Raw genomic sequence first — 19,542 nt, 5'->3', positions numbered from 1 at the left:
CTTTTTTTCATTTAATGGAGCTTGCTGCTCTATTAATGTAGGTTGCTCTCTCTTATTACTCATAAAAATATCATTATCACTTGCTATTTCTGCTTCTAACTCCTCTTCATCATCAATCGATGAGTTTTTCATAAAATCTAAAATTTTAATTTTATGGTCAACATCTTTTAAAAATTCATCTTTTGATTTTTCTTCAGTGCTATTCTGCTTAGATAATAACTTAATATAATCATCATCTAATTTTTCTTTTTTAACCTCTTGTTTTTTTGATTTATCTTTTAATCTATATTCTCTACTTTTATTTTTAGCAACTTCTCCTGCCTTCACCACTGAAAAATCAAAAGCTAATATAGACGCAATTATTAAAAGCGCAATATATAGAATATATGATCCAACAGCACCTATAAATTTATATAATGGAAAAGTTATAATATATCCAATCAATCCACCATTTAGTGCTCTTTCTCCTTCTGCTACTAAATTGAATATAGTTACTAAATTACCTCCAAAATTATCTGGATCTTCTACAGATTGTATATATATAGTTCCACTAATAAAAATTATAACTACTATAAAAAGTGTTACTCCATAAAATCTTTTTCCTAAAGTAATATTTCCTCGTTCTTTAAAATAAGTATATCCTAAATATAAAAGATAAATTGGAAGCATATATGATCCAATACCAATTACTAAATGGCATACTCTTTGAGCAAAACTTGATAAAAATCCTGCTAAATCTGTATATATAGCTATTGAGGTTAGTAATCCTATAGCAACAAATATAATACCCTTAATTTCCATTTTGCTGCTTTCCTTACTACTCTTTGTAGATTTTTTGCTATTTTTATTCTTGGTCTGTCTACCCACTTTCTAATCACCTCACTTTAGTTATTTCTACATAGCATGTCCATTTTCCTTTAGTTTAAATAAAAAATAGGAAATTAACTGTTATGGCACTAAAAAGTGTCCTATTAATTTCCCATTCATCCTCATCTTTGACTACTTTTTGATACTATCTTTCTTTTCCTAGTACTTTTCTTAGTAATTTTCTTTTCTTTGCTTTCTTTCTGATTTTCATTTTCATCAATTAAAGAGTTAAGTTTTGCTAAAGCTTCACTTGCACCTCCAACTGCATTAATTAGTCCACATTCCACTGCTTCTTTTCCTATAAGCATAGTACCAACATCATTAAGTAACTCATCTGTTCTCTTCATATAATTGTTTAGATCTTCATGAGTTATATCAGACGTCCTAACTATAAAATCATTAATCCTTTCCTGCATCTTTTTGAAATACTGAAAAGTTTGATCAACCCCAATAACAAATCCATTCATTCTAACAGGATGAATTATCATTGTTGCCGAAGGGGTAATAAAAGAATAATCTGCCGATGTTGCTAGTGGAACTCCAATAGAATGACCTCCACCAGTAACTATTGATACAGTAGGTTTTGAAATTGAATTTATCATTTCAGCTATAGCAAGACCTGCTTCCACGTCTCCTCCTACCGTATTCAAAATTATCAAAACACCTTTTACATTCTCATTTTGTTCAATAGCGATAAGCTGAGGTATAACGTGTTCATACTTCGTAGTTTTAGTCTGTGGTGGTGAAACCATATGCCCCTCAATTTGCCCTATTATTGATAATATCTGTACTCTTTCATTTGGTGAAGCCATCCCCATATTTCCAAAATCTTTCATAGATTTCATTTTTTCTAGGTTTTCAGTTGCTTCACCATTTTCTTTTTTTTCTTCTGATTTTCCCTTGATTTTATTATTATCCATAAAAGCACTCCTCCTGTACATTTTTATTTTGTACAGGAGGATAAAATTTATACTATTTTATAATCTCTTTTAACATAACTTAAATGCCTTATGAAGCGCATTTATTGCTTCACTTAAATCATCTGTCTTAACTAAGCACCATATAGTCATATGAGAATCAGCTGTTTGTAAAACTTCGACTTTATTATCATATAGCGCTTTATATATCTTAGCCATAACACCTGGAATGCCCTTCATTCCTGCTCCAACTAACGCAATAGTGCTTAAATCTTCTTTAATTATTGCATTAATATTTAACTCATTAAAAATATTTATTACTTTATCTTTTGCTGATACTGAAATTGTAAATATTTGTTCTGTAGGAAAAATATTTATTAAATCTAAAGATATTTTATTTTCAGCAATTATCTCAAGTATATCTTGGTATCTGTCATTACCTTTATTGTCCTCTAACTTAATACAAACCTGAACTCTATCACTATGACTTGTAATACTAGTTACTAGTCTTTTGTTTTTCTTATCACCAACGCTATTAATAATAGTACCATCACAGTCATTCATAGTATTTTTAATAACTATAGGTATATTACCAACCTTTGCAATTTCTACTGCATTCGGATGAATAACTTTCGCTCCTTGGTCAGCTAACTGAAATACTTCATCATAACTTAGTACATTAATTAACGAAGCTTCCTCAACTATTCTTGGATCAGCTGTCATTATTCCATCTACGTCAGTATATATTTCAATTTCATTAGCATCTAACCCTACTCCTAATATGGCTGCTGATGTATCGCTGCCGCCTCTACCTAATGTTGTAAAGTATCCATCTTCAGTTATTCCTTGGAATCCCGTTATAACAGGAACTTTTCCCTCTCCTAATATATCTAATATTCTAGTGTCATTAAAATCCTTTAATGATGCATCGTTAAACTTATTATCAGTAATTATTCCAGCTTGACCACCTGTTAATGGAACTGCTTCAATTCCTTTTGATTGCAATGCACTAGCCATAACTACAGAACTAATTAATTCTCCACAACACATTAATAAATCTACAGCTAACTTATTATCTTGCTTAAATTTACTATCTATTAGTGAAAGTAACGTATCTGTAGCATAAGGTTCCCCTTTCCTTCCCATTGCAGAAACTACTACAACAGGATTATATCCATTACTAATAGCTTTTTTAACTTTATCAACTACTTTCATTCTTCTCTCATCTGTAGATACTGAAGTTCCACCAAACTTTTGAACTATTATCTTCATGTTTTTCCCCCTTGGTAACTAAATAGTTGCTTTTTTAATATCATTTTCCTCTGCATCTAATATTATAGTACGTGCACCAATCTTTTTCACGCATTCCCAAGGAATTTCAATAAATTCCCTAGAACCTCCTAAAAAGCCCAATTTCCCGTTACTTACATTTATTATAAGAAATTTTATATTTCCTAAATCATCAACTACTAAATCATTATTCTGAAGACAATCATATTTTTCTCCATCATTAACATTAATAAGTTCATATTTCCCAATTTCACTCAATAACTTTATATTACTCTCATGACTCATAATATATACCTCCTAAAATCTCTACATAATTAATATGCTTTTAAGAAAGTATATATTCTTAAATTTTAAACTTCAACTTTCTTGCTAGAATTTTTATAGGCTTCAATTGAGGATTCTATAACATTATCTAATAAATTATAATTTATGTTACTACCAACATATGAAGAATTAATTATTCCGTTACCAAAACATTCCTTCAAAACAAACTCTACATCTTCTAAGTTAACTCTATCTATTTTCTTTATTACTTCATCCTGAGTACTAATTTTATTTTTAAACAACACAGATTTTGCATTACTAAACATTCTAGAACTAGTACTTTCTAACCCTAATATATAATTAGCTTTAATTTTTTCCTTATTCATTTCTAAAACATCACTGGTAATTGTACTTTTAGAGAACTTATAAAGTTCCTTAATTATAACATCTAAAGCTTTCTCAGCATATTTTGAGCTAAGTCCTGTATAAATATTTAACATTCCAACCCCTTGAAATGCCTGAGGGTAACAATAGATATTATAACATAATCCTAACTCTTCTCTAACCTTTTGAAAAAGAACTGATGATGCTCCTCCACCGAATATATTGCTTAAAAGAATCAGTGCATAGCCTTTTTCATGTCCAAAAGGCAACCCATTAAGACCTAACCCTATATGAAGTTGTTCAATATCTTTATCAAGTGATGCTGTACCTCTTTGAAGACTCTCACTTCCATAAGACGGTAAATATATATTATCATTTTTCCATCCACAAAAATACTTCTCTATTAATAATTTTAATTCACCATCATCAAAATTACCACAAACTGATATTACTGAATTATGAGGAGTATATTTTTTCTTTATAAAATCTTTAATAGATTCTCTACTAAAACTTTTTACTTTTTCTTTTGTTCCTAAAATAGGATAGGATAATGGACTATTTGCAAAAGCTACCTTGGAATGCAAGTCATCTAGAGCATCTTCTGGATTATCTTCACTCATATTAATTTCTTCAACTACAACACCTTTTTCTTTCTCAATATCTTCTGTAGCAAATTTTGAATTTAAAATTATGTCAGATAAAATTTCTAAAGAAAGATCTAAATGAGTGCTTAAGTTTTTTACATAATAACAAGTAGTCTCCTTACTTGTAAAAGCGTTTATCTGCCCTCCCAGATCCTCTACTGACGCAGCTATTTCTTTTGGATTTCTCTTTGTCGTTCCTTTGAAAAACATATGTTCAATAAAATGTGAAATACCATTTAACTCTTCACTTTCATTCCTCGAGCCATTTTGAACCATTATTCCTACACTAATCGACTTAACTGAATCATTTTTTTCAGTAACTACTCGTAGTCCATTTTTTAAAGTATATAAATTATACATAAAAATCCTCCTATAACAAAAGTCACGAATCCTCTCTATATTATTATAAAGAAATTCGTGGCTTACTATTCCTATTTTTTCTACAGAAAAAAAAGGCAATTTACTGCCCTTTTATTGTTCTTTCTGCTCTTCTTGCTCCTTTAAAGCATCTTTTCTAGAAAGATTAATTCTACCTTGGATATCTATTTCAGTTACTTTAACTAAAATTTCATCACCAACCGAAACAACGTCTTCAACCTTGTTCACTCTTTCAAAAGCAAGCTTAGAAATATGAACTAAACCTTCTTTATTTGGAAGTATCTCAACAAATGCTCCAAATGTAGTTATCTTAGTAACTTTACCTAAGTATACTTCCCCAGCTTTAACTTCTTTAGTTAAACCTTCTATTATCTTTATTGCTGCATTTACTCCATCATGATCAGGTGATGATACAAATACTGTTCCATCTTCCTTAATATCAATCTTAACTCCAGTATCAGCAATTATTTTATTTATAACTTTACCACCTGCTCCGATTACATCTCTAATCTTTTCAGGATCAATTTGCATTGTACAAGTCTTTGGTGCAAATTTAGAAACTTCTTCTCTTGGACCTGAAATACAAGCATTCATTTTATCTAATATGAATAATCTTGCCTTTCTAGCATTTCTTATTGCTGTTTCCACTACATAAAAACTTAATCCTTTAAGTTTTGTATCAACTTGAATTGAAGTGATACCTTCTGTTGTACCAGCTACCTTAAAATCCATATCTCCAAAGAAATCTTCTATACCCTGAATGTCTGTTAACACTTCTTCTTGAGATAAATCTTTAGAAGTAATTAATCCCATAGCAATACCTGCTGCTGGTCTCTTTATCGGTACACCTGCATCTAATAATGCTAATGTAGAACCACAAACGGAGGCTTGAGATGTTGATCCATTAGAACTTAATACTTCTGAAACTAACCTTATTGTATAAGGGAATTCTTCTTCTGAAGGTATTAATGGTTCAAGTGCTCTTTCTGCTAATGCTCCATGTCCAATTTCACGTCTTCCTGGGCCTCTTAGTGGCTTAACTTCGCCAACACTATATCCTGGAAAATTATAATGATGCATATATCTCTTTGTTGTTTCTGACTCATCAATTCCATCTAAAATTTGTACTTCACTAATTGATCCAAGTGTTGCTACAGTCATTACTTGAGTTAATCCTCTGTTAAATAGCCCAGTACCATGAGTTCTTGGAAGTATACCTACTTCACAACTTATTGGTCTTATTTGATCAAAAGCTCTTCCATCAGGTCTTCTCTTATCATTAAGAAGCATGTTTCTAACTACTTCTTTCTGCATAGTATAAAGAACCTCATTTATATCTGCCTCTTTACCTTCATACTTTTCACCAAATTCAGCCTTAACTTTTTCATTAACAGCATCAACAGCTGCATTTCTTTCGTCTTTATCAGTAATATACATTGCTTCTTTTACCATTTCAGTAGCAAATGCTCTTATATCTTTTTCTACTTCTTCATCTACAGTATATAAGTCAGGTACAACCTTTGTTTTACCTATCTTCTCCATAGCCTCTTCTTGAAAATCAACTATACCTTGACACGCATCAAATCCATATTTAATAGCCTTAATCATAGTATCCTCGTCAATTTCATCTCCGCCAGCTTCTATCATCATTACTTTTTCTCGAGTAGCACATACTGTTAAATGAAGACTTGATTTCTCCCTTTCATCTGCATTAGGATTTATTATCAAATTACCATCTATAAGCCCAACTTGAACTGCAGCTACTGGTATTGTAAATGGAATAGTAGATAAGCATAATGCCATCGATGCAGCATTAATTGCCAATATTTCTGGCATATTATCTTTTTCTACTGAAACTACTGTAGTAACAACTTGAACATCATTTCTATATCCTTTTGGAAATAAAGGTCTTATTGTTCTATCTACTGCCCTACCATTTAATATTGCTTTATTTGAAGGTCTTCCCTCTCTCTTAATAAAACCACCTGGTATTTTACCTACTGCATATAATCTTTCTTCATATTCAACACTTAATGGAAAGAAATCTATCCCTTCCCTAGGTTCTTCTGATGCATTAACATTAGTTAATATTACTGTATCCCCATAACTCATGAAAATTGCTGCATTTGATAACATGCCAACCTTACCAAATTCAACTTTCATTTCTCTTCCAGCAACTGTTGTGCTTAACACATTGCCCATTATAGGACCTCCCTTCAATTTTAAATTTACATATTTTTCTTGAAACTTTAAAATAATAGAGCGGATCTAGCCCGCTCTAAAGATTATCTTCTTAAACCTAATTTTTTGATAATAGCTCTGTATCTTTCGATATCTTGTTCTTGTAAGTAATTTAGAAGACCTCTTCTTTGTCCAACCATCATTAATAGACCTCTTCTTGAGTGGTGGTCTTTCTTATGAACCTTTAAGTGTCCAGTTAATTGGCTAATTCTTTCAGAAAGTAAAGCTATTTGAACTTCTGGTGAACCAGTATCCCCTTCGCTTCTTCCAAATTCTTTAACAATTTCTAATTTTCTTGCCTTATCCATGCGTATGCACCTCCAAAAATTATCCCCTTAGTTCCAAGTAAGAAGATGGCACCTTCAAACATAGGACTAGGTTCCTACTGGTCATTATAACAAAACATATTATAATTGTAAATCATTTTTCAATATTTACATGTTTTTTTGTTTTTCTGCAAAGATTTTATCTTTATTTAGCTGATCCTTTAATTCATTTATTGAATTGAATTTGCTATTATCCCTTATTCTTTCTATGAAACAAACTTTTATCTCTTCTCCATAAATATCTCCATCGAAATCAAGAATAAAAGTTTCTACAGTTATAGTCTTCCCATTAACAGTTGGATTATTCCCTATAGAAGTAATTCCTTTATATTTTTTATTTTTCAATATTACATTTGTATAATACACACCTTCTTTAGGCAGTAATGCAGCTTCCGAATAGCCTAAGTTTGCAGTTGGAAATCCTATAGTCCTTCCGATTTGTCTTCCATATATAACTTTTCCTCTTAAAAAGTATTCTCTAGTTAACATTTTATTAGCTTTCTCTAAATTACCTTTTAAAATTTCGTCTCTAATTCTAGTACTGCTTACAACTTCTTCTTCAAACTTGCACGGCTCCATTACATGAAGTTCCAAATCATATTTATGTGATAACTTCTGTAAAAGTTCAACATCGCCTGTATTCTTATAACCAAATCTATAATTAAACCCAACCACTATACCTTTTATATTAAATTTATCTATAAGAAATTTTATAAACTCTTCAGGTGTGTTTTTCATAAATTCTTCTGTAAACTGTTGAAAATAAACTAAATCAACATTCTTCTCTTTCAGAATTTCTTCTTTACTCAAATTATCCAATAATAGTTTTGGAGTAGATTTTGACTTTACTAAAGTTCTTGGATGATTTTTAAAAGTATAAACTATACCTTTACCTTTATTATCCTTAGCTAAATCTACTAACTTCCTAATTAACGTAAGATGACCTTTGTGAAGCCCATCAAAACTTCCTAATGCAATATAACTTATATTTCTATTTTCTCTTAAAATATTATTATTTTTATATACCATTTTATTAACCCCTAACTAGATTAAAAGCTTCTCTATCTTAAAGCCAAACTCATCTTGTTTGCCCAGTCCAATAAATACTTTTTCTTCATCGTATACTCTGTAAAGTTGACCTATTTTAGGTTTTAAATCAAGACTTCTCTTATCTCCAACTTTTACTCCGTTAATAAATAGCTTAGTGTATCCCTTATTTATATTAATCTTAGGGTAGCTCTTCAAAGCTTCTTCTAATGTTATTATAAATTCACCAACATTATTTTCTTCTATTTCATCAATATTTACACTTTCTTCTTCAGTGAAAATAGAAGTCTTAGTCCTTTTTAATTCTGTCATAGTAGCTCCAACTCCAAGCTTTTCACCTATATCATAACATAGACTTCTTATATATGTTCCCTTAGAGCATGTAACATCCATTGATATGTATGGATTTGAAATATATATATTTTTTATATCATATATGTTTATATTTCTTCCCTCTCGCTCAACTTCAATGCCTTGTCTCGCAAGATTATATAATCTTATTCCATCTTTTTTTAATGCTGAATACATAGGTGGAACTTGTAGATATTCTCCTTTGAAACTATTAATCACATCAAGAATTTCTTCATTTCTTAACTTAGATGAATCTTTTTCTTCTACAACTTCACCTTCTAAATCATAAGTTGTTGTTTTTACCCCCAACTTAAATTTAACATAATAACTTTTTTCAGCGGTCATTATATAATCAATTATTTTAGTTGCTTTTCCCAAGCAAACAGGTAGTACTCCTGTTGCCTCAGGATCTAACGTTCCAGTATGTCCAACTTTCTTTTCTTTAGATGCTTTCTTTATTATTCTTACAACATCAAATGATGACATTCCTCTATTTTTAAATACATTAATTACACCATTCATATTTTTATCTCTTTTTCTATTTCGTTAATTATTCTATTTTTTGCTTCATCTATGGACATATCACTTATTTTAAACCCTGAAGCTTTTATATGACCACCACCACCAAAAATTTCCGCTATCTTTCTAACATCAATCTCATTCTTTGACCTTAAACTTCCTTTAACTCCATCTTCTGCTTCTTTTAAAACTAATGCAACTTCAACACCCTCTATGTTTAAAACCATATTAATTATATCCGAAGTATCTACATTAGTCATTCCAAATGATTCAAGAACTTTCATACTTAATGCTATTACAGAAACTTTCTTATCAACTAAAAGTTCCAGATTATTTAGAGCTTCTCCAATTAATTTAACTTTATTGTAAGGCTTATTTCCAAACAATTCATTGTGAATCTTATCATTTTTCACTCCACAACCTATTAATTCTCCAGCTATATTAAAAGTTCTTTTAGTCACATTTGAATGTCTATAAGAGCCCGTATCTGTAATTAAAGAAGTATAAAGACATGAACCTATTTTTTGAAATACTTCACTTATGCAATTAAATTCAAAATTAAACTCCTTAAGAAGCAAATACACAATCTCAGCAGTAGCAGCTGCTGTTGAATCAACATAATTATAATCACCATAATTATCATTCGAAATATGATGATCTATATTAATCATAGTCCCTTCATAACCTTCTAAATCAGCACAAATTCTCTCTTTGTTTCCACAATCTAAGACTATAACCAAATCAGTATCTTTAACTGGTTCAGCAGTTTTCCCATCAATTTCATTGCCTAAAGAAAGGAAAGAGAGGTTATCTTCAATAACTTCTCTTGATATTACATAAACATCTTTCCCCATTTCCCTAAGTCCATTTAAAAGTCCTAAAGTACTCCCAATGGCATCCCCATCTGGAGATGTATGAAATGTCAATCCTATTTTATTTGACTCTAATATAATCTTTGATATTTCCTTAAGAGTCATATCTATCTATTTCCTTTAGTCTGTTCAATTAAACTATCTATCTTCATACCATAGTCTATTGAATCATCAAGTTCAAAAATAATTTGTGGGCTGTGTCTTAGATTTATTCTTTGTGCTATTTCACGTCTAACAAAACCTGCTGCACTTTTTAGTGCCTCTAGATTATTACTCTTTTCTTCTTCATCCTTTGCAAAAATACTTACATATACCTTTGCATATCTTAAATCTTTAGTTACTTTAACTGCAGTTACTGAAATCATCGCAGTTAATCTAGTATCTTTTATTTCATTACGAATTAAGTTACTTATTTCTCTTTTAACTTCTTCGTTTATTCTTCCGCCTCTATAGTTAGGCATTTATATCACCTCTTTAAAGCTCTTTTCTCTTAATTGCTTCAATTTCAAAAGATTCGATTATATCGCCTTCTTTTAAGTCATTAAATTTTTCAATGCTTAATCCACATTCATATCCAGCCGCTGCTTCCTTTACATCATCCTTAAATCTCTTTAATGAAGCTAATTTTCCTTCTAGAATTACTATGCCATCTCTTATAACTCTAGCTTCTGAATTTCTCTTAACTTTACCATCAAGAACATAACACCCAGCTATTGTACCAACATTTGATATCTTATAAGTTTCCCTAACTTCTGCCTTCCCTAAAACAACTTCCTTATATTCAGGTTCAAGCATACCTATCATCGCTGATTTAACATCATCTATTGCATCATATATTATTCTATATGTCTTAATATCTACGCCATCTCTTTCCGCTGCTACTGTGGCATTAGTATCAGGTCTAACATTAAATCCTATAACAATTGCATTAGATGCAGTTGCAAGAGTAGTATCAGTTTCTGTTATAGCTCCAACACCGCTGTGAATTACTCTAACTTTTACATCATCTGTAGATAACTTTTCAAGTGATTGTCTTATTGCTTCCGCGGAACCTTGAACATCAGCTTTTACTATAATTGCAAGTTCCTTAACTGTACCTTCTTTAATTTGATTGTATAAATCCTCCAACGAAACTCTATGGAAGTTATCACTCTTAATCTTATCTTTTCTACTTTCAGCCATAGCTCTTGCAGTTTTTTCATCTTTAACTTCATTAAATCTATCTCCAGCAGCTGGCACTTCTGAAAGACCAAGAACTTCAACTGGAATTGAAGGACCTGCTGATTTAATTTTCTTTCCTTCATCATCAAACATAGCTCTTATTCTACCATATGTTGTACCTACTAAAATTGAATCTCCAACTCTTAAAGTACCACTTTGAACAAGTAATGATGCTACAGAACCTCTACCTTTATCAAGTTTTGCTTCAATAACTGTTCCTTTAGCTTTTCTATCAGGGTTAGCCTTTAATTCTAACATTTCAGCTGTTAAAAGAACCATTTCTAATAATTGATCTATATTTTGTCCTGCCTTTGCTGAAACTGGTACACAAATTGTATCTCCACCCCAATCCTCAGCAACCAATCCATATTCAGTTAATTCTTGCTTAACTTTATCTATATTAGCATTTGGTCTATCAATCTTATTTATTGCTACAACCATTGGTACCCCAGCTGCTTTACAGTGACTTATAGCTTCCTTTGTTTGAGGCATTATTCCATCATCTGCTGCAACTACTAATATAACTACATCAGTGATTTGTGCTCCTCTTGCTCTCATAGCTGTAAACGCTTCATGTCCTGGAGTATCTAAAAATGTAATTTTTTCTCCCTTAACATTAACTGTATAAGCACCTATATGTTGCGTAATACCACCTGCTTCAGTATCAGTAACTTTTGCTTTTCTTATTGCATCTAATAATGAAGTTTTACCATGATCAACATGCCCCATAACTGTTATTATTGGTGGCCTTTTTGTAAGGTTTTCTTCTTTTTCTGTTTCAAGATTTAATGATTCTAGTTCTGAAGTTTCTTCTTTCTTCTCGCAAATTATTTCGTATTTTTCACAAACTTTAGCAGCTGTTTCATAATCTATTTCTTGATTCATTGCCGCCATTACTCCAATGAACATTAATGTTTTAATAACATCTGCATATTGTTTTTGAAGTAAATCTGCTAGTTCTTTTACAGTTATAGTTTCCCCTATTTCTAAAATAGTGTTCTCTGCAAATTCCTGTTCTGCTCTAGCCTTTTCTTCTGCAATTTGTTTCTTAGTCTTTTTCTTCTTCTTATTTCCCTTGTTTACTTCTTCCGCTAGGATATCTTCATATTCATCTACCAAACTCTTCTTATCTCCGTTTTTCTTTAATGTTGCATCTTTATCTTCTTTGTTATCTGAACCAGTTAATAATTCTTTTATTAGTTCTGCATCTTCGTCTTCAATTACGCTCATATGATTTTTAACTTCTACATTAAATTCTTCCATTAATAATGTGATTAATTCCTTTGAACTTATATTCAATTCCTTGGCTAATTCATATACTCTAATTTTTGACATAAAGTCACCCCCGTATTAATTCATATATTTTCCTCCTCGTAAAGAGCTAACAATTTTTTTGCCATATTTTCATCAGTTAAAGCTATAATTTTAATTTCTGGCCTTCCTATAGCTTCCCCTAAATCCTCTTTTGAGAAATCTTCAATATATGGTATATTATTTATTTTACAATGATTTACAAATTTTCTTCTTGAAGAAACTGATGCATCTTTAGAGATTATAAATAAGTATAACTTTCTTCTATTTCTCTCTTCATTGCATTTACTGTATCCTTCTAAGATATTTTTTGACCTCTTTGCTAATCCTAAAAAATTAAAAAACTTATTCATTTTCAATTTCTTCCTTTAGCTTATTAAATATATTTTCATCGATTGAAACATCCAAATTTCTACTAAGTCTCTTTGTTTTTACAGCCTTTTCAAAACATTCAGCACTTTTGCAAATATATGCTCCTCGACCTGATTTCTTCCCTGTCAAGTCTACACTTACTTCACCTTCTGGACTTTTAACAACTCTTATAAGTTCCTTCTTAGGTTTCATTTCCATACAACCTGTGCACATTCTTAATGGAATTTTTTTAGCCTTCATAAAAACACCTCTATTCTGCTGAATCCAAAGTATTATCTTCTTCTGATTCTTTCGATTCTTCCAACGCTTCTATTTGGCTTTTACTTTTTATATCTATCTTCCAATTTGTCAATTTAGCAGCAAGTCTTACATTTTGGCCTTCCTTACCTATTGCTAAAGATAATTGATTATCATCTACAACAACTTTTGCCGTTTTATCCTCTTCATTAACCTCTACACTTAAAACCTTTGCTGGACTTAATGAGTTAGCAATAAATTCTTCTGGCGACTTGCTCCATTTAATTATATCTATTTTTTCATTTTTTAATTCTGAAACAATTTTTTGAACTCTTATACCTTTAGGTCCAACACATGCTCCCATAGGATCAACTGATTCATCATTAGAATGTACTGCGAGCTTGCTTCTTGATCCTGCTTCTCTTGAAATACTCTTAACTTCAACAACTCCATTATATATTTCTGGGACTTCAAGTTCAAACAATCTCTTTACAAGTCCTGGATGTGTTCTTGAAACATGTATTAAAGCTCCCTTTGAACCGTTCTTAACTTCCACTATATATAATTTTAATTTTTCATTGAAGTTATACTCTTCATTTGGCATTTGTTCATTAGGTCCTATAACTCCTTCGAGCTTTCCAAGGTTAACAAACACATTTCCCTTGTCTTTTCTAAGTATTGTTCCAGTAATAATATCGTATTCCATTTCTTTATATTCATTATAAACGATATTTCTTTCAGCTTCTTTCATTCTTTGAGTTACAACTTGTTTTGCAAGCTGAGCAGCTACTCTACCAAAGTTTCTTGGCGTTACTTCTAACTCAACGATATCATCAACTTCATACTTAGGACTAATTTCCTTTGCATCTTCAATTGAAATTTCTGTTACATCATCGTATACCTCATCGCATACAACCTTTTGAGAATAAACATTAATTTCTCCTGACTCTCTATTTATACTTACTCTAACATTTTGAGCAGACGTATTGGGATTTGCATAATTTTTTTTGTATGCTGCCACCATAGCATCTTCAATAGTAGTAAATATTAAATCTTCACTAATCCCCTTTTCTTTAACAATTTCTCTTAGAGCACCTATAAACTCTTCGTTCATTTTTATATCCTCCTTATTATATTTCCCCATCTATATTTGCGTGTTTTATCTTATTTCTAGGTATTGCTAGTTCTTCTTCACTTAATATAGTGATAGATTCCTCATCAATTTCTTTTAATACACCTTTAATACTCTTTTTACCATTTATTGCACTTGTTAAACTTATTAAAACTTCTTTTCCAACAGATTTTTTTAAATGATCATCAGTATATAACTCTCTATTTAATCCAGGTGATGATACTTCTAAATAATAGGCATCTTGAATTGGATCTTCAACATCTAGCATATCACTGACTCTTCTTGATAGTGTTTCACAATCTGTAAGAGAAATGCCTTCTGGTTTATCTATATATATTCTTAAGTAAAATTCTCCATTTTCTTTTATATATTCAACATGATATAATTCATAATTTAGTTCATCAGCAATAGGCTTTACTAAAACTTTAATTTTTTCTGCTAAGGTATCTTTATTCATTTGCATAACCTCCTTTTCAATATTCAATTTTATTTTAGATTATTATTCCCCAAATTGATTAGTAATATATTTAACCTAATCAAAAACGCAACTATTAAAGTAGTTGCGTTACAAATAGAAAGAGCGGGTTTCACCTTCCCACTCCAAAATTCTAGCTATTTGAGATAATCTTCTATTACAAGAATATCACATCTTAATAAATAATACAAGTGTAAGTAAAAATTATTAATTGATTTAAAATAATGAAATGGAATAAACAAAGACCTATTAAAATTAAAAATCTTAATAGGTCTAATTAAACACTTCTTTTATAACAAATCAATTTCTTTCATTAATTCAGAAATCAACTCTTCTTCTTTTACTTTTTTTATTACTTGACCCTTTTTAAATATTATACCTTCTCCTTTTCCACCTGCAATTCCAATGTCAGCTTCCCTAGCCTCTCCTGGACCATTTACCACGCATCCCATTACAGCTACCTTTATATCCTTATTAATACTCTCAAGCTTTTCCTCAACAGCATTTGCAATTCCAATCAAATCAATTTGAGTTCTTCCACAAGTAGGGCATGAAACAAATTCCAGTCCACCCTTTCTAAGTCCTAAGGCTCTAAGTATTTCCCTTGCCACTTTAATTTCTTCAACTGGATCACTAGTTAGCGATACTCTTATTGTATCTCCTATTCCTTCTGCAAGCAAAGTTCCTATACCAACGCTTGATTTTATAGCACCTTTATCCTTAGTTCCCGATTCAGTTACACCCAAATGAAGCGGGTAATCACATTTTTCACTTATTAATCTATATGCCTCTATCATCATCTTAACATCTGAAGATTTAATAGAAATCACTATGTCATAAAATTTTAAGTCCTCCAAAATTTTCACATGTCTCAATGCGCTTTCCACCAGCCCATTAGCTGTAGGTTTTCCATCTCTCTCCAAGATATCTTTTTCTAAAGAACCTGAATTAACTCCTATTCTAATTGGTATTTTCTTTTCTTTAGCTTTTTCAGCAACTAATCTTACACGATCTTTATTGCCAATATTACCTGGATTTATCCTTAATGCAGAAACCCCATTCTCTATAGATTTTAGTGCTAATCTATAATCAAAATGAATATCCGCAACCACTGGAATAGGTGATTCTTTTATAATATATTTTAACGCATCAGCTGCCTCCATATCAGGAATCGCACATCTTATAATTTGACATCCTGCGTTATAAAGAGTTCTAATCTGCTTTAATGTTTCCTCAACATTTCTAGTATCTGTATTTGTCATAGATTGAATTGTAATTTCAGAGTTTCCTCCAATACTTACATCACCAACCTTTACTAACCTAGTTATTTTTCTATTCATATTTTTCACCTCTATTACTTAATTGGGAATAGTATATCCTTAACAGTTACAACTAACATTAACCCAAATAAGAAAACAACTCCAACTGTATTTAGCACATTTACAACTTTTGTCGGAACTTTTCTTCTTGTTATTAGCTCTATCAATATAAGAATAGAATTTCCCCCATCAAGAACTGGAAGTGGTAACAGGTTGAAAATTCCAACTCCTATAGACATAATTGCTACTAGCCTTACTAAAGCCCACACACCAGCTTCTGCAGCTCCTGAAGCGACTTGAACTATGCTAACAGGACCACCAATGTCTGTTTTAAAATTACCTTTTCCTGATGCAAGCTTTACTATAGCCTTATAATTTTGTGTTATTAATGATCTTGTTTCGTTAAAACTATGTTTAATTATTTGAGTTAGATTTGGATTTTCAACAATATTAAATCCCACACCTATGAAAAATTGTAATTTTTCTTTATCAAATTTAGGCGTTAATATAGTCTCCATTAAGCTTCCATTTCTTTCATATTGCAAAGTTACAGGACTACCTTTTATGCCATCCGGTATTTTATCTATACTTAGCTTATTATCATCACCTTTATAGTCGTTATTTTCCACAATCCCTTTTAATGCTTCGCTCTGGGATTGAGCTAAATCTATACTAATGTCATCTGCTGTATAGATATTACTCCCATTTATCTTAGTTACCTTATCACCGGATTGAATTCCAGTCTCCATAGCTGCACTATTTTCACTTATTTGACCTAAGCTTGTTTCCGCATATCCAAAATTAGAATAAATTGTACCAAATAAAAATATAGCTAAAACTATATTCATTAATGGTCCTGCTATTATTATAGATAATCTTTGAAGCGGTTTCTTCGATATAAATTTTCTTTCCACATCTTCTTCTATTTTACCTTCGCCATCATCTTCTTCATCCTCAGTCATACCATACATTTGAACATATCCTCCAACTGGTAATAGAGATATTGAATATTCCGTTTCTTTCCCTTTATGCGATATTATTTTAGGTCCAAATCCTATCGAAAATTCAAAAACCTTTACTCCATTAATCTTTGCCATAATAAAATGTCCTAACTCATGTACTATAATTATAGCACCTAAACCTAAAACAGCTAAAATATAATTCAAAATTCTTCCTCCTAACCTTTTTTGTTTATAACATATTTTCTTACTTTTTCATCCAATTCTATTATATTATCTATTGTTATATCATTGTGGGTATATTCCTCAAATATCGTCATAGCATCTTCAATTATATCTGCTATATCTAAAAACTTAATTTTCTTGTTTAAAAATAAAGAAACTGCCACTTCATTAGCTCCATTTAAAACGGTAGGCATTAAACCTCCTTTTTTCCCAGCATCAAAAGCAAGTCTTAAACATTTGAATGTATCAATATCAGGTTTTTCAAATGTAAGACTAGTAATTTCATAAAAATCAATTTCCTTTGCTACCTTTTCTTTTCTCTTAGGATAATTAAGAGCATATTGTATTGGTAATCTCATATCTGGAGAACCAATCTGAGCTATAATACTTGCATCTCTATACTCCACCATAGAATGAATTATGCTTTGAGGATGAACTAAAACCTGAATACTTTCGTAATCACAATCAAAAAGCCAATGTGCTTCAATAACTTCAAGTCCTTTATTCATCAAGGTAGCTGAATCTATCGTTATTTTACTCCCCATACTCCAATTCGGGTGATTTAATGCCTCCTCTAAAGTTACATTCTTAATAAAGTCCTTTGATTTACCTCTAAAAGGCCCTCCAGATGCAGTCAATATAATCTTTTTTAAATCTTTAATTTCATTACCTTGCAAGGCTTGAAAAATTGCTCCATGTTCTGAATCTACCGGTAGTATTCTAACTCCCTCTTCCCTTGCTTTTCTCATGACTAGCTCTCCAGCTACAACCAAGGTTTCTTTATTAGCTAAAGCTATATCCTTCTTTGCTTCTATAGCTGCTATTGTAGGCTTCAACCCTATCATACCAACAACAGATGTCACTACTATGTCAATCTCATCTAACGTTGATATCTTTATCAATCCTTCCATTCCGCTATAAACTTGCACCTTAAAATTATTTTCCAAACAAAATTCCTTTATTTTAATAGCACTATCTGCATCCATCATTCCTATATATTTAGGATTAAATTCCTTTATTATTTCCTTCATTTTATCTACTGATGAATTAGCCGTAACTCCTATTAGTTTAAAATCATCATTTGAGTTTCTCACAACATCAAGGGTTTGTGTTCCGATTGACCCTGTTGCTCCTAAAATTGAAATTCCTTTCATAACTTTCCTCCTAATGTTAAACTACTCCTTATTATAAATAACTTCTTTAGCTAGCATTCCATAAATTGGCCCCACTATAATACCTAACAATCCAAATAACTTTACTCCTATATAAACTGACAATAATACTAATAATGGATGTAGTTCTAACTTATCGCTTAAAAATTTAGCCTCTAAAATTTCTCTTACTACTTGAATTAGCAAATATAAAAATACTAATCCAAAAGCTATTAAGTAATCTTTTACTATAATATTGTATATTATTATAGGAATAAATACAATTATAGTTCCCACATATGGTAATATATCTAATATACCACATATAATGCCCATGAATAATGGTTTTGGGATTCTTAAAATCGTAAAACCAACTATTACAGAAATCGTAGAAATAATTACTAAAGTTACCTGAATCAAAAGCATTTCTTTTATACTGTTTTTCTGGTCTTTAAATTTGTTTATTATAGTTCTTGGCAATATACTACAAAGTAAATTTCCTATTTTCTTACTATCTAATAAAATAAAAAAAGTAGATATATTCCCAATAAAATAAGATAATATAACCTCCCCAGTATTTACTGCACTTGCTTTAATAAAGTCCTTATCAAAAAGTGTGATTATCTTCTTACCAATTTCGTTATCTCCTTTCAAAATCTGCCCGAAATAATTTATAACACCTTCAATTCTACTTATATTTTCATTATATAATTTAGCTATTGTTGAATAAATTGAATTACCTAGATAAAAAATTGTAAGAAAAATTATTATATTAATTACAAGTATACTTGTAGCTGCTGAAATTTTATTTGGAACAGAAAATTTATTTAACAATTCATATAATGGTCTTGAAAGTATAGAAAGGATAACCATTGTAATAAATGGTCTAAAATAATATTTTATAGCCAACGTTATTAATGTTATTACTAAAAATAAAATTACTAGCTTTATAAGTGTTCCATATTCTTTTTTTAGCTCCATAACTTCCTCCACTTAACTATTATGTTAAAATATATGCATAACTTGAAAGTTTTACATTA

20 protein-coding genes are annotated in these 19,542 nt (G+C 30.6%); all 20 read right to left on the bottom strand.

Annotated features, from left to right (window positions below; translation table 11 throughout):
- Nucleotides 1–867 (bottom strand): DNA translocase FtsK 4TM domain-containing protein (locus tag FAY47_RS20785; protein WP_347562780.1); only part of this gene is annotated, 867 nt, incomplete at its 3' end.
- 122 nt (nt 868–989) lie between these two features.
- A complete protein-coding gene (locus FAY47_RS02900) occupies nt 990–1,787 on the bottom strand; it encodes an ATP-dependent Clp protease proteolytic subunit (RefSeq protein WP_143314918.1) in 798 nt (265 codons plus the stop codon).
- A gap of 69 nt (nt 1,788–1,856) precedes the next feature.
- Nucleotides 1,857–3,056 carry an aspartate kinase gene (dapG, locus tag FAY47_RS02895; protein WP_143314917.1) on the bottom strand — a complete coding sequence of 400 codons (1,200 nt, stop codon included), beginning with the start codon at nt 3,054–3,056 and terminating at the stop codon, nt 1,857–1,859.
- 18 nt (nt 3,057–3,074) lie between these two features.
- Complete coding sequence (locus FAY47_RS02890) at nt 3,075–3,359, bottom strand: YlmC/YmxH family sporulation protein (protein WP_143314916.1); 285 nt, start codon at nt 3,357–3,359, stop codon at nt 3,075–3,077.
- Nucleotides 3,360–3,424: 65 nt separating this feature from the next.
- Nucleotides 3,425–4,726: a pitrilysin family protein gene (locus tag FAY47_RS02885; RefSeq protein ID WP_143314915.1), complete on the bottom strand. Its 1,302-nt coding sequence runs from the start codon at nt 4,724–4,726 to the stop codon at nt 3,425–3,427.
- A gap of 111 nt (nt 4,727–4,837) precedes the next feature.
- Nucleotides 4,838–6,946: a polyribonucleotide nucleotidyltransferase gene (locus tag FAY47_RS02880; RefSeq protein WP_143314914.1), complete on the bottom strand. Its 2,109-nt coding sequence runs from the start codon at nt 6,944–6,946 to the stop codon at nt 4,838–4,840.
- Nucleotides 6,947–7,029: 83 nt separating this feature from the next.
- The gene (gene rpsO, locus FAY47_RS02875) at nt 7,030–7,293 is read right to left on the bottom strand and encodes a 30S ribosomal protein S15 (RefSeq protein ID WP_143314913.1); all 264 of its coding nucleotides are present in this window, start codon (nt 7,291–7,293) and stop codon (nt 7,030–7,032) included.
- Nucleotides 7,294–7,419: 126 nt separating this feature from the next.
- A complete protein-coding gene (locus tag FAY47_RS02870) occupies nt 7,420–8,340 on the bottom strand; it encodes a bifunctional riboflavin kinase/FAD synthetase (protein WP_143314912.1) in 921 nt (306 codons plus the stop codon).
- Nucleotides 8,341–8,355: 15 nt separating this feature from the next.
- On the bottom strand, nt 8,356–9,231 hold the full coding sequence (gene truB, locus FAY47_RS02865; protein WP_143314911.1) for a tRNA pseudouridine(55) synthase TruB: 876 nt from the start codon (nt 9,229–9,231) through the stop codon (nt 8,356–8,358).
- The gene (locus FAY47_RS02860; RefSeq protein WP_143314910.1) at nt 9,228–10,205 is read right to left on the bottom strand and encodes a bifunctional oligoribonuclease/PAP phosphatase NrnA; all 978 of its coding nucleotides are present in this window, start codon (nt 10,203–10,205) and stop codon (nt 9,228–9,230) included. Before FAY47_RS02860 ends, truB begins: the two co-directional genes overlap by 4 nt.
- A gap of 2 nt (nt 10,206–10,207) precedes the next feature.
- Entirely contained in the window at nt 10,208–10,561 is a 354-nt protein-coding gene (gene rbfA, locus FAY47_RS02855; protein WP_143314909.1) for a 30S ribosome-binding factor RbfA, read from the bottom strand.
- 13 nt (nt 10,562–10,574) lie between these two features.
- Nucleotides 10,575–12,656 carry a translation initiation factor IF-2 gene (gene infB / locus FAY47_RS02850; protein ID WP_143314908.1) on the bottom strand — a complete coding sequence of 694 codons (2,082 nt, stop codon included), beginning with the start codon at nt 12,654–12,656 and terminating at the stop codon, nt 10,575–10,577.
- A gap of 20 nt (nt 12,657–12,676) precedes the next feature.
- Nucleotides 12,677–12,985 carry a ribosomal L7Ae/L30e/S12e/Gadd45 family protein gene (locus FAY47_RS02845; RefSeq protein ID WP_143314907.1) on the bottom strand — a complete coding sequence of 103 codons (309 nt, stop codon included), beginning with the start codon at nt 12,983–12,985 and terminating at the stop codon, nt 12,677–12,679.
- Complete coding sequence (locus FAY47_RS02840; protein WP_143314906.1) at nt 12,978–13,244, bottom strand: YlxR family protein; 267 nt, start codon at nt 13,242–13,244, stop codon at nt 12,978–12,980. The genes FAY47_RS02845 and FAY47_RS02840 overlap by 8 nt, the downstream gene beginning before the upstream one ends.
- 10 nt (nt 13,245–13,254) lie before the next feature.
- Nucleotides 13,255–14,355: a transcription termination factor NusA gene (gene nusA, locus FAY47_RS02835; protein WP_143314905.1), complete on the bottom strand. Its 1,101-nt coding sequence runs from the start codon at nt 14,353–14,355 to the stop codon at nt 13,255–13,257.
- Between the two features lie 16 nt (nt 14,356–14,371).
- Nucleotides 14,372–14,830 carry a ribosome maturation factor RimP gene (gene rimP / locus FAY47_RS02830; RefSeq protein ID WP_143314904.1) on the bottom strand — a complete coding sequence of 153 codons (459 nt, stop codon included), beginning with the start codon at nt 14,828–14,830 and terminating at the stop codon, nt 14,372–14,374.
- A gap of 308 nt (nt 14,831–15,138) precedes the next feature.
- A complete protein-coding gene (gene ispG, locus FAY47_RS02825) occupies nt 15,139–16,188 on the bottom strand; it encodes a flavodoxin-dependent (E)-4-hydroxy-3-methylbut-2-enyl-diphosphate synthase (RefSeq protein WP_143314903.1) in 1,050 nt (349 codons plus the stop codon).
- 14 nt (nt 16,189–16,202) lie between these two features.
- On the bottom strand, nt 16,203–17,333 hold the full coding sequence (gene rseP / locus FAY47_RS02820) for an RIP metalloprotease RseP (RefSeq protein ID WP_143314902.1): 1,131 nt from the start codon (nt 17,331–17,333) through the stop codon (nt 16,203–16,205).
- An 11-nt stretch (nt 17,334–17,344) separates the two neighbouring features.
- Nucleotides 17,345–18,505, bottom strand: coding sequence for a 1-deoxy-D-xylulose-5-phosphate reductoisomerase (locus tag FAY47_RS02815; protein ID WP_143314901.1), 1,161 nt, complete (start codon nt 18,503–18,505; stop codon nt 17,345–17,347).
- 21 nt (nt 18,506–18,526) lie between these two features.
- A complete protein-coding gene (locus FAY47_RS02810) occupies nt 18,527–19,483 on the bottom strand; it encodes an AI-2E family transporter (RefSeq protein WP_143314900.1) in 957 nt (318 codons plus the stop codon).
- Nucleotides 19,484–19,542: the final 59 nt, after the last annotated feature.

The sequence above is a fragment of the Clostridium sp. HBUAS56017 genome, from assembly GCF_007115085.1.
In the GTDB taxonomy this organism is placed as follows: domain Bacteria; phylum Bacillota; class Clostridia; order Clostridiales; family Clostridiaceae; genus Clostridium; species Clostridium cibarium.
The sequence above is the reverse complement of the archived record's forward strand: the minus strand, read 5'-3'. Positions and strand labels throughout refer to the sequence as shown.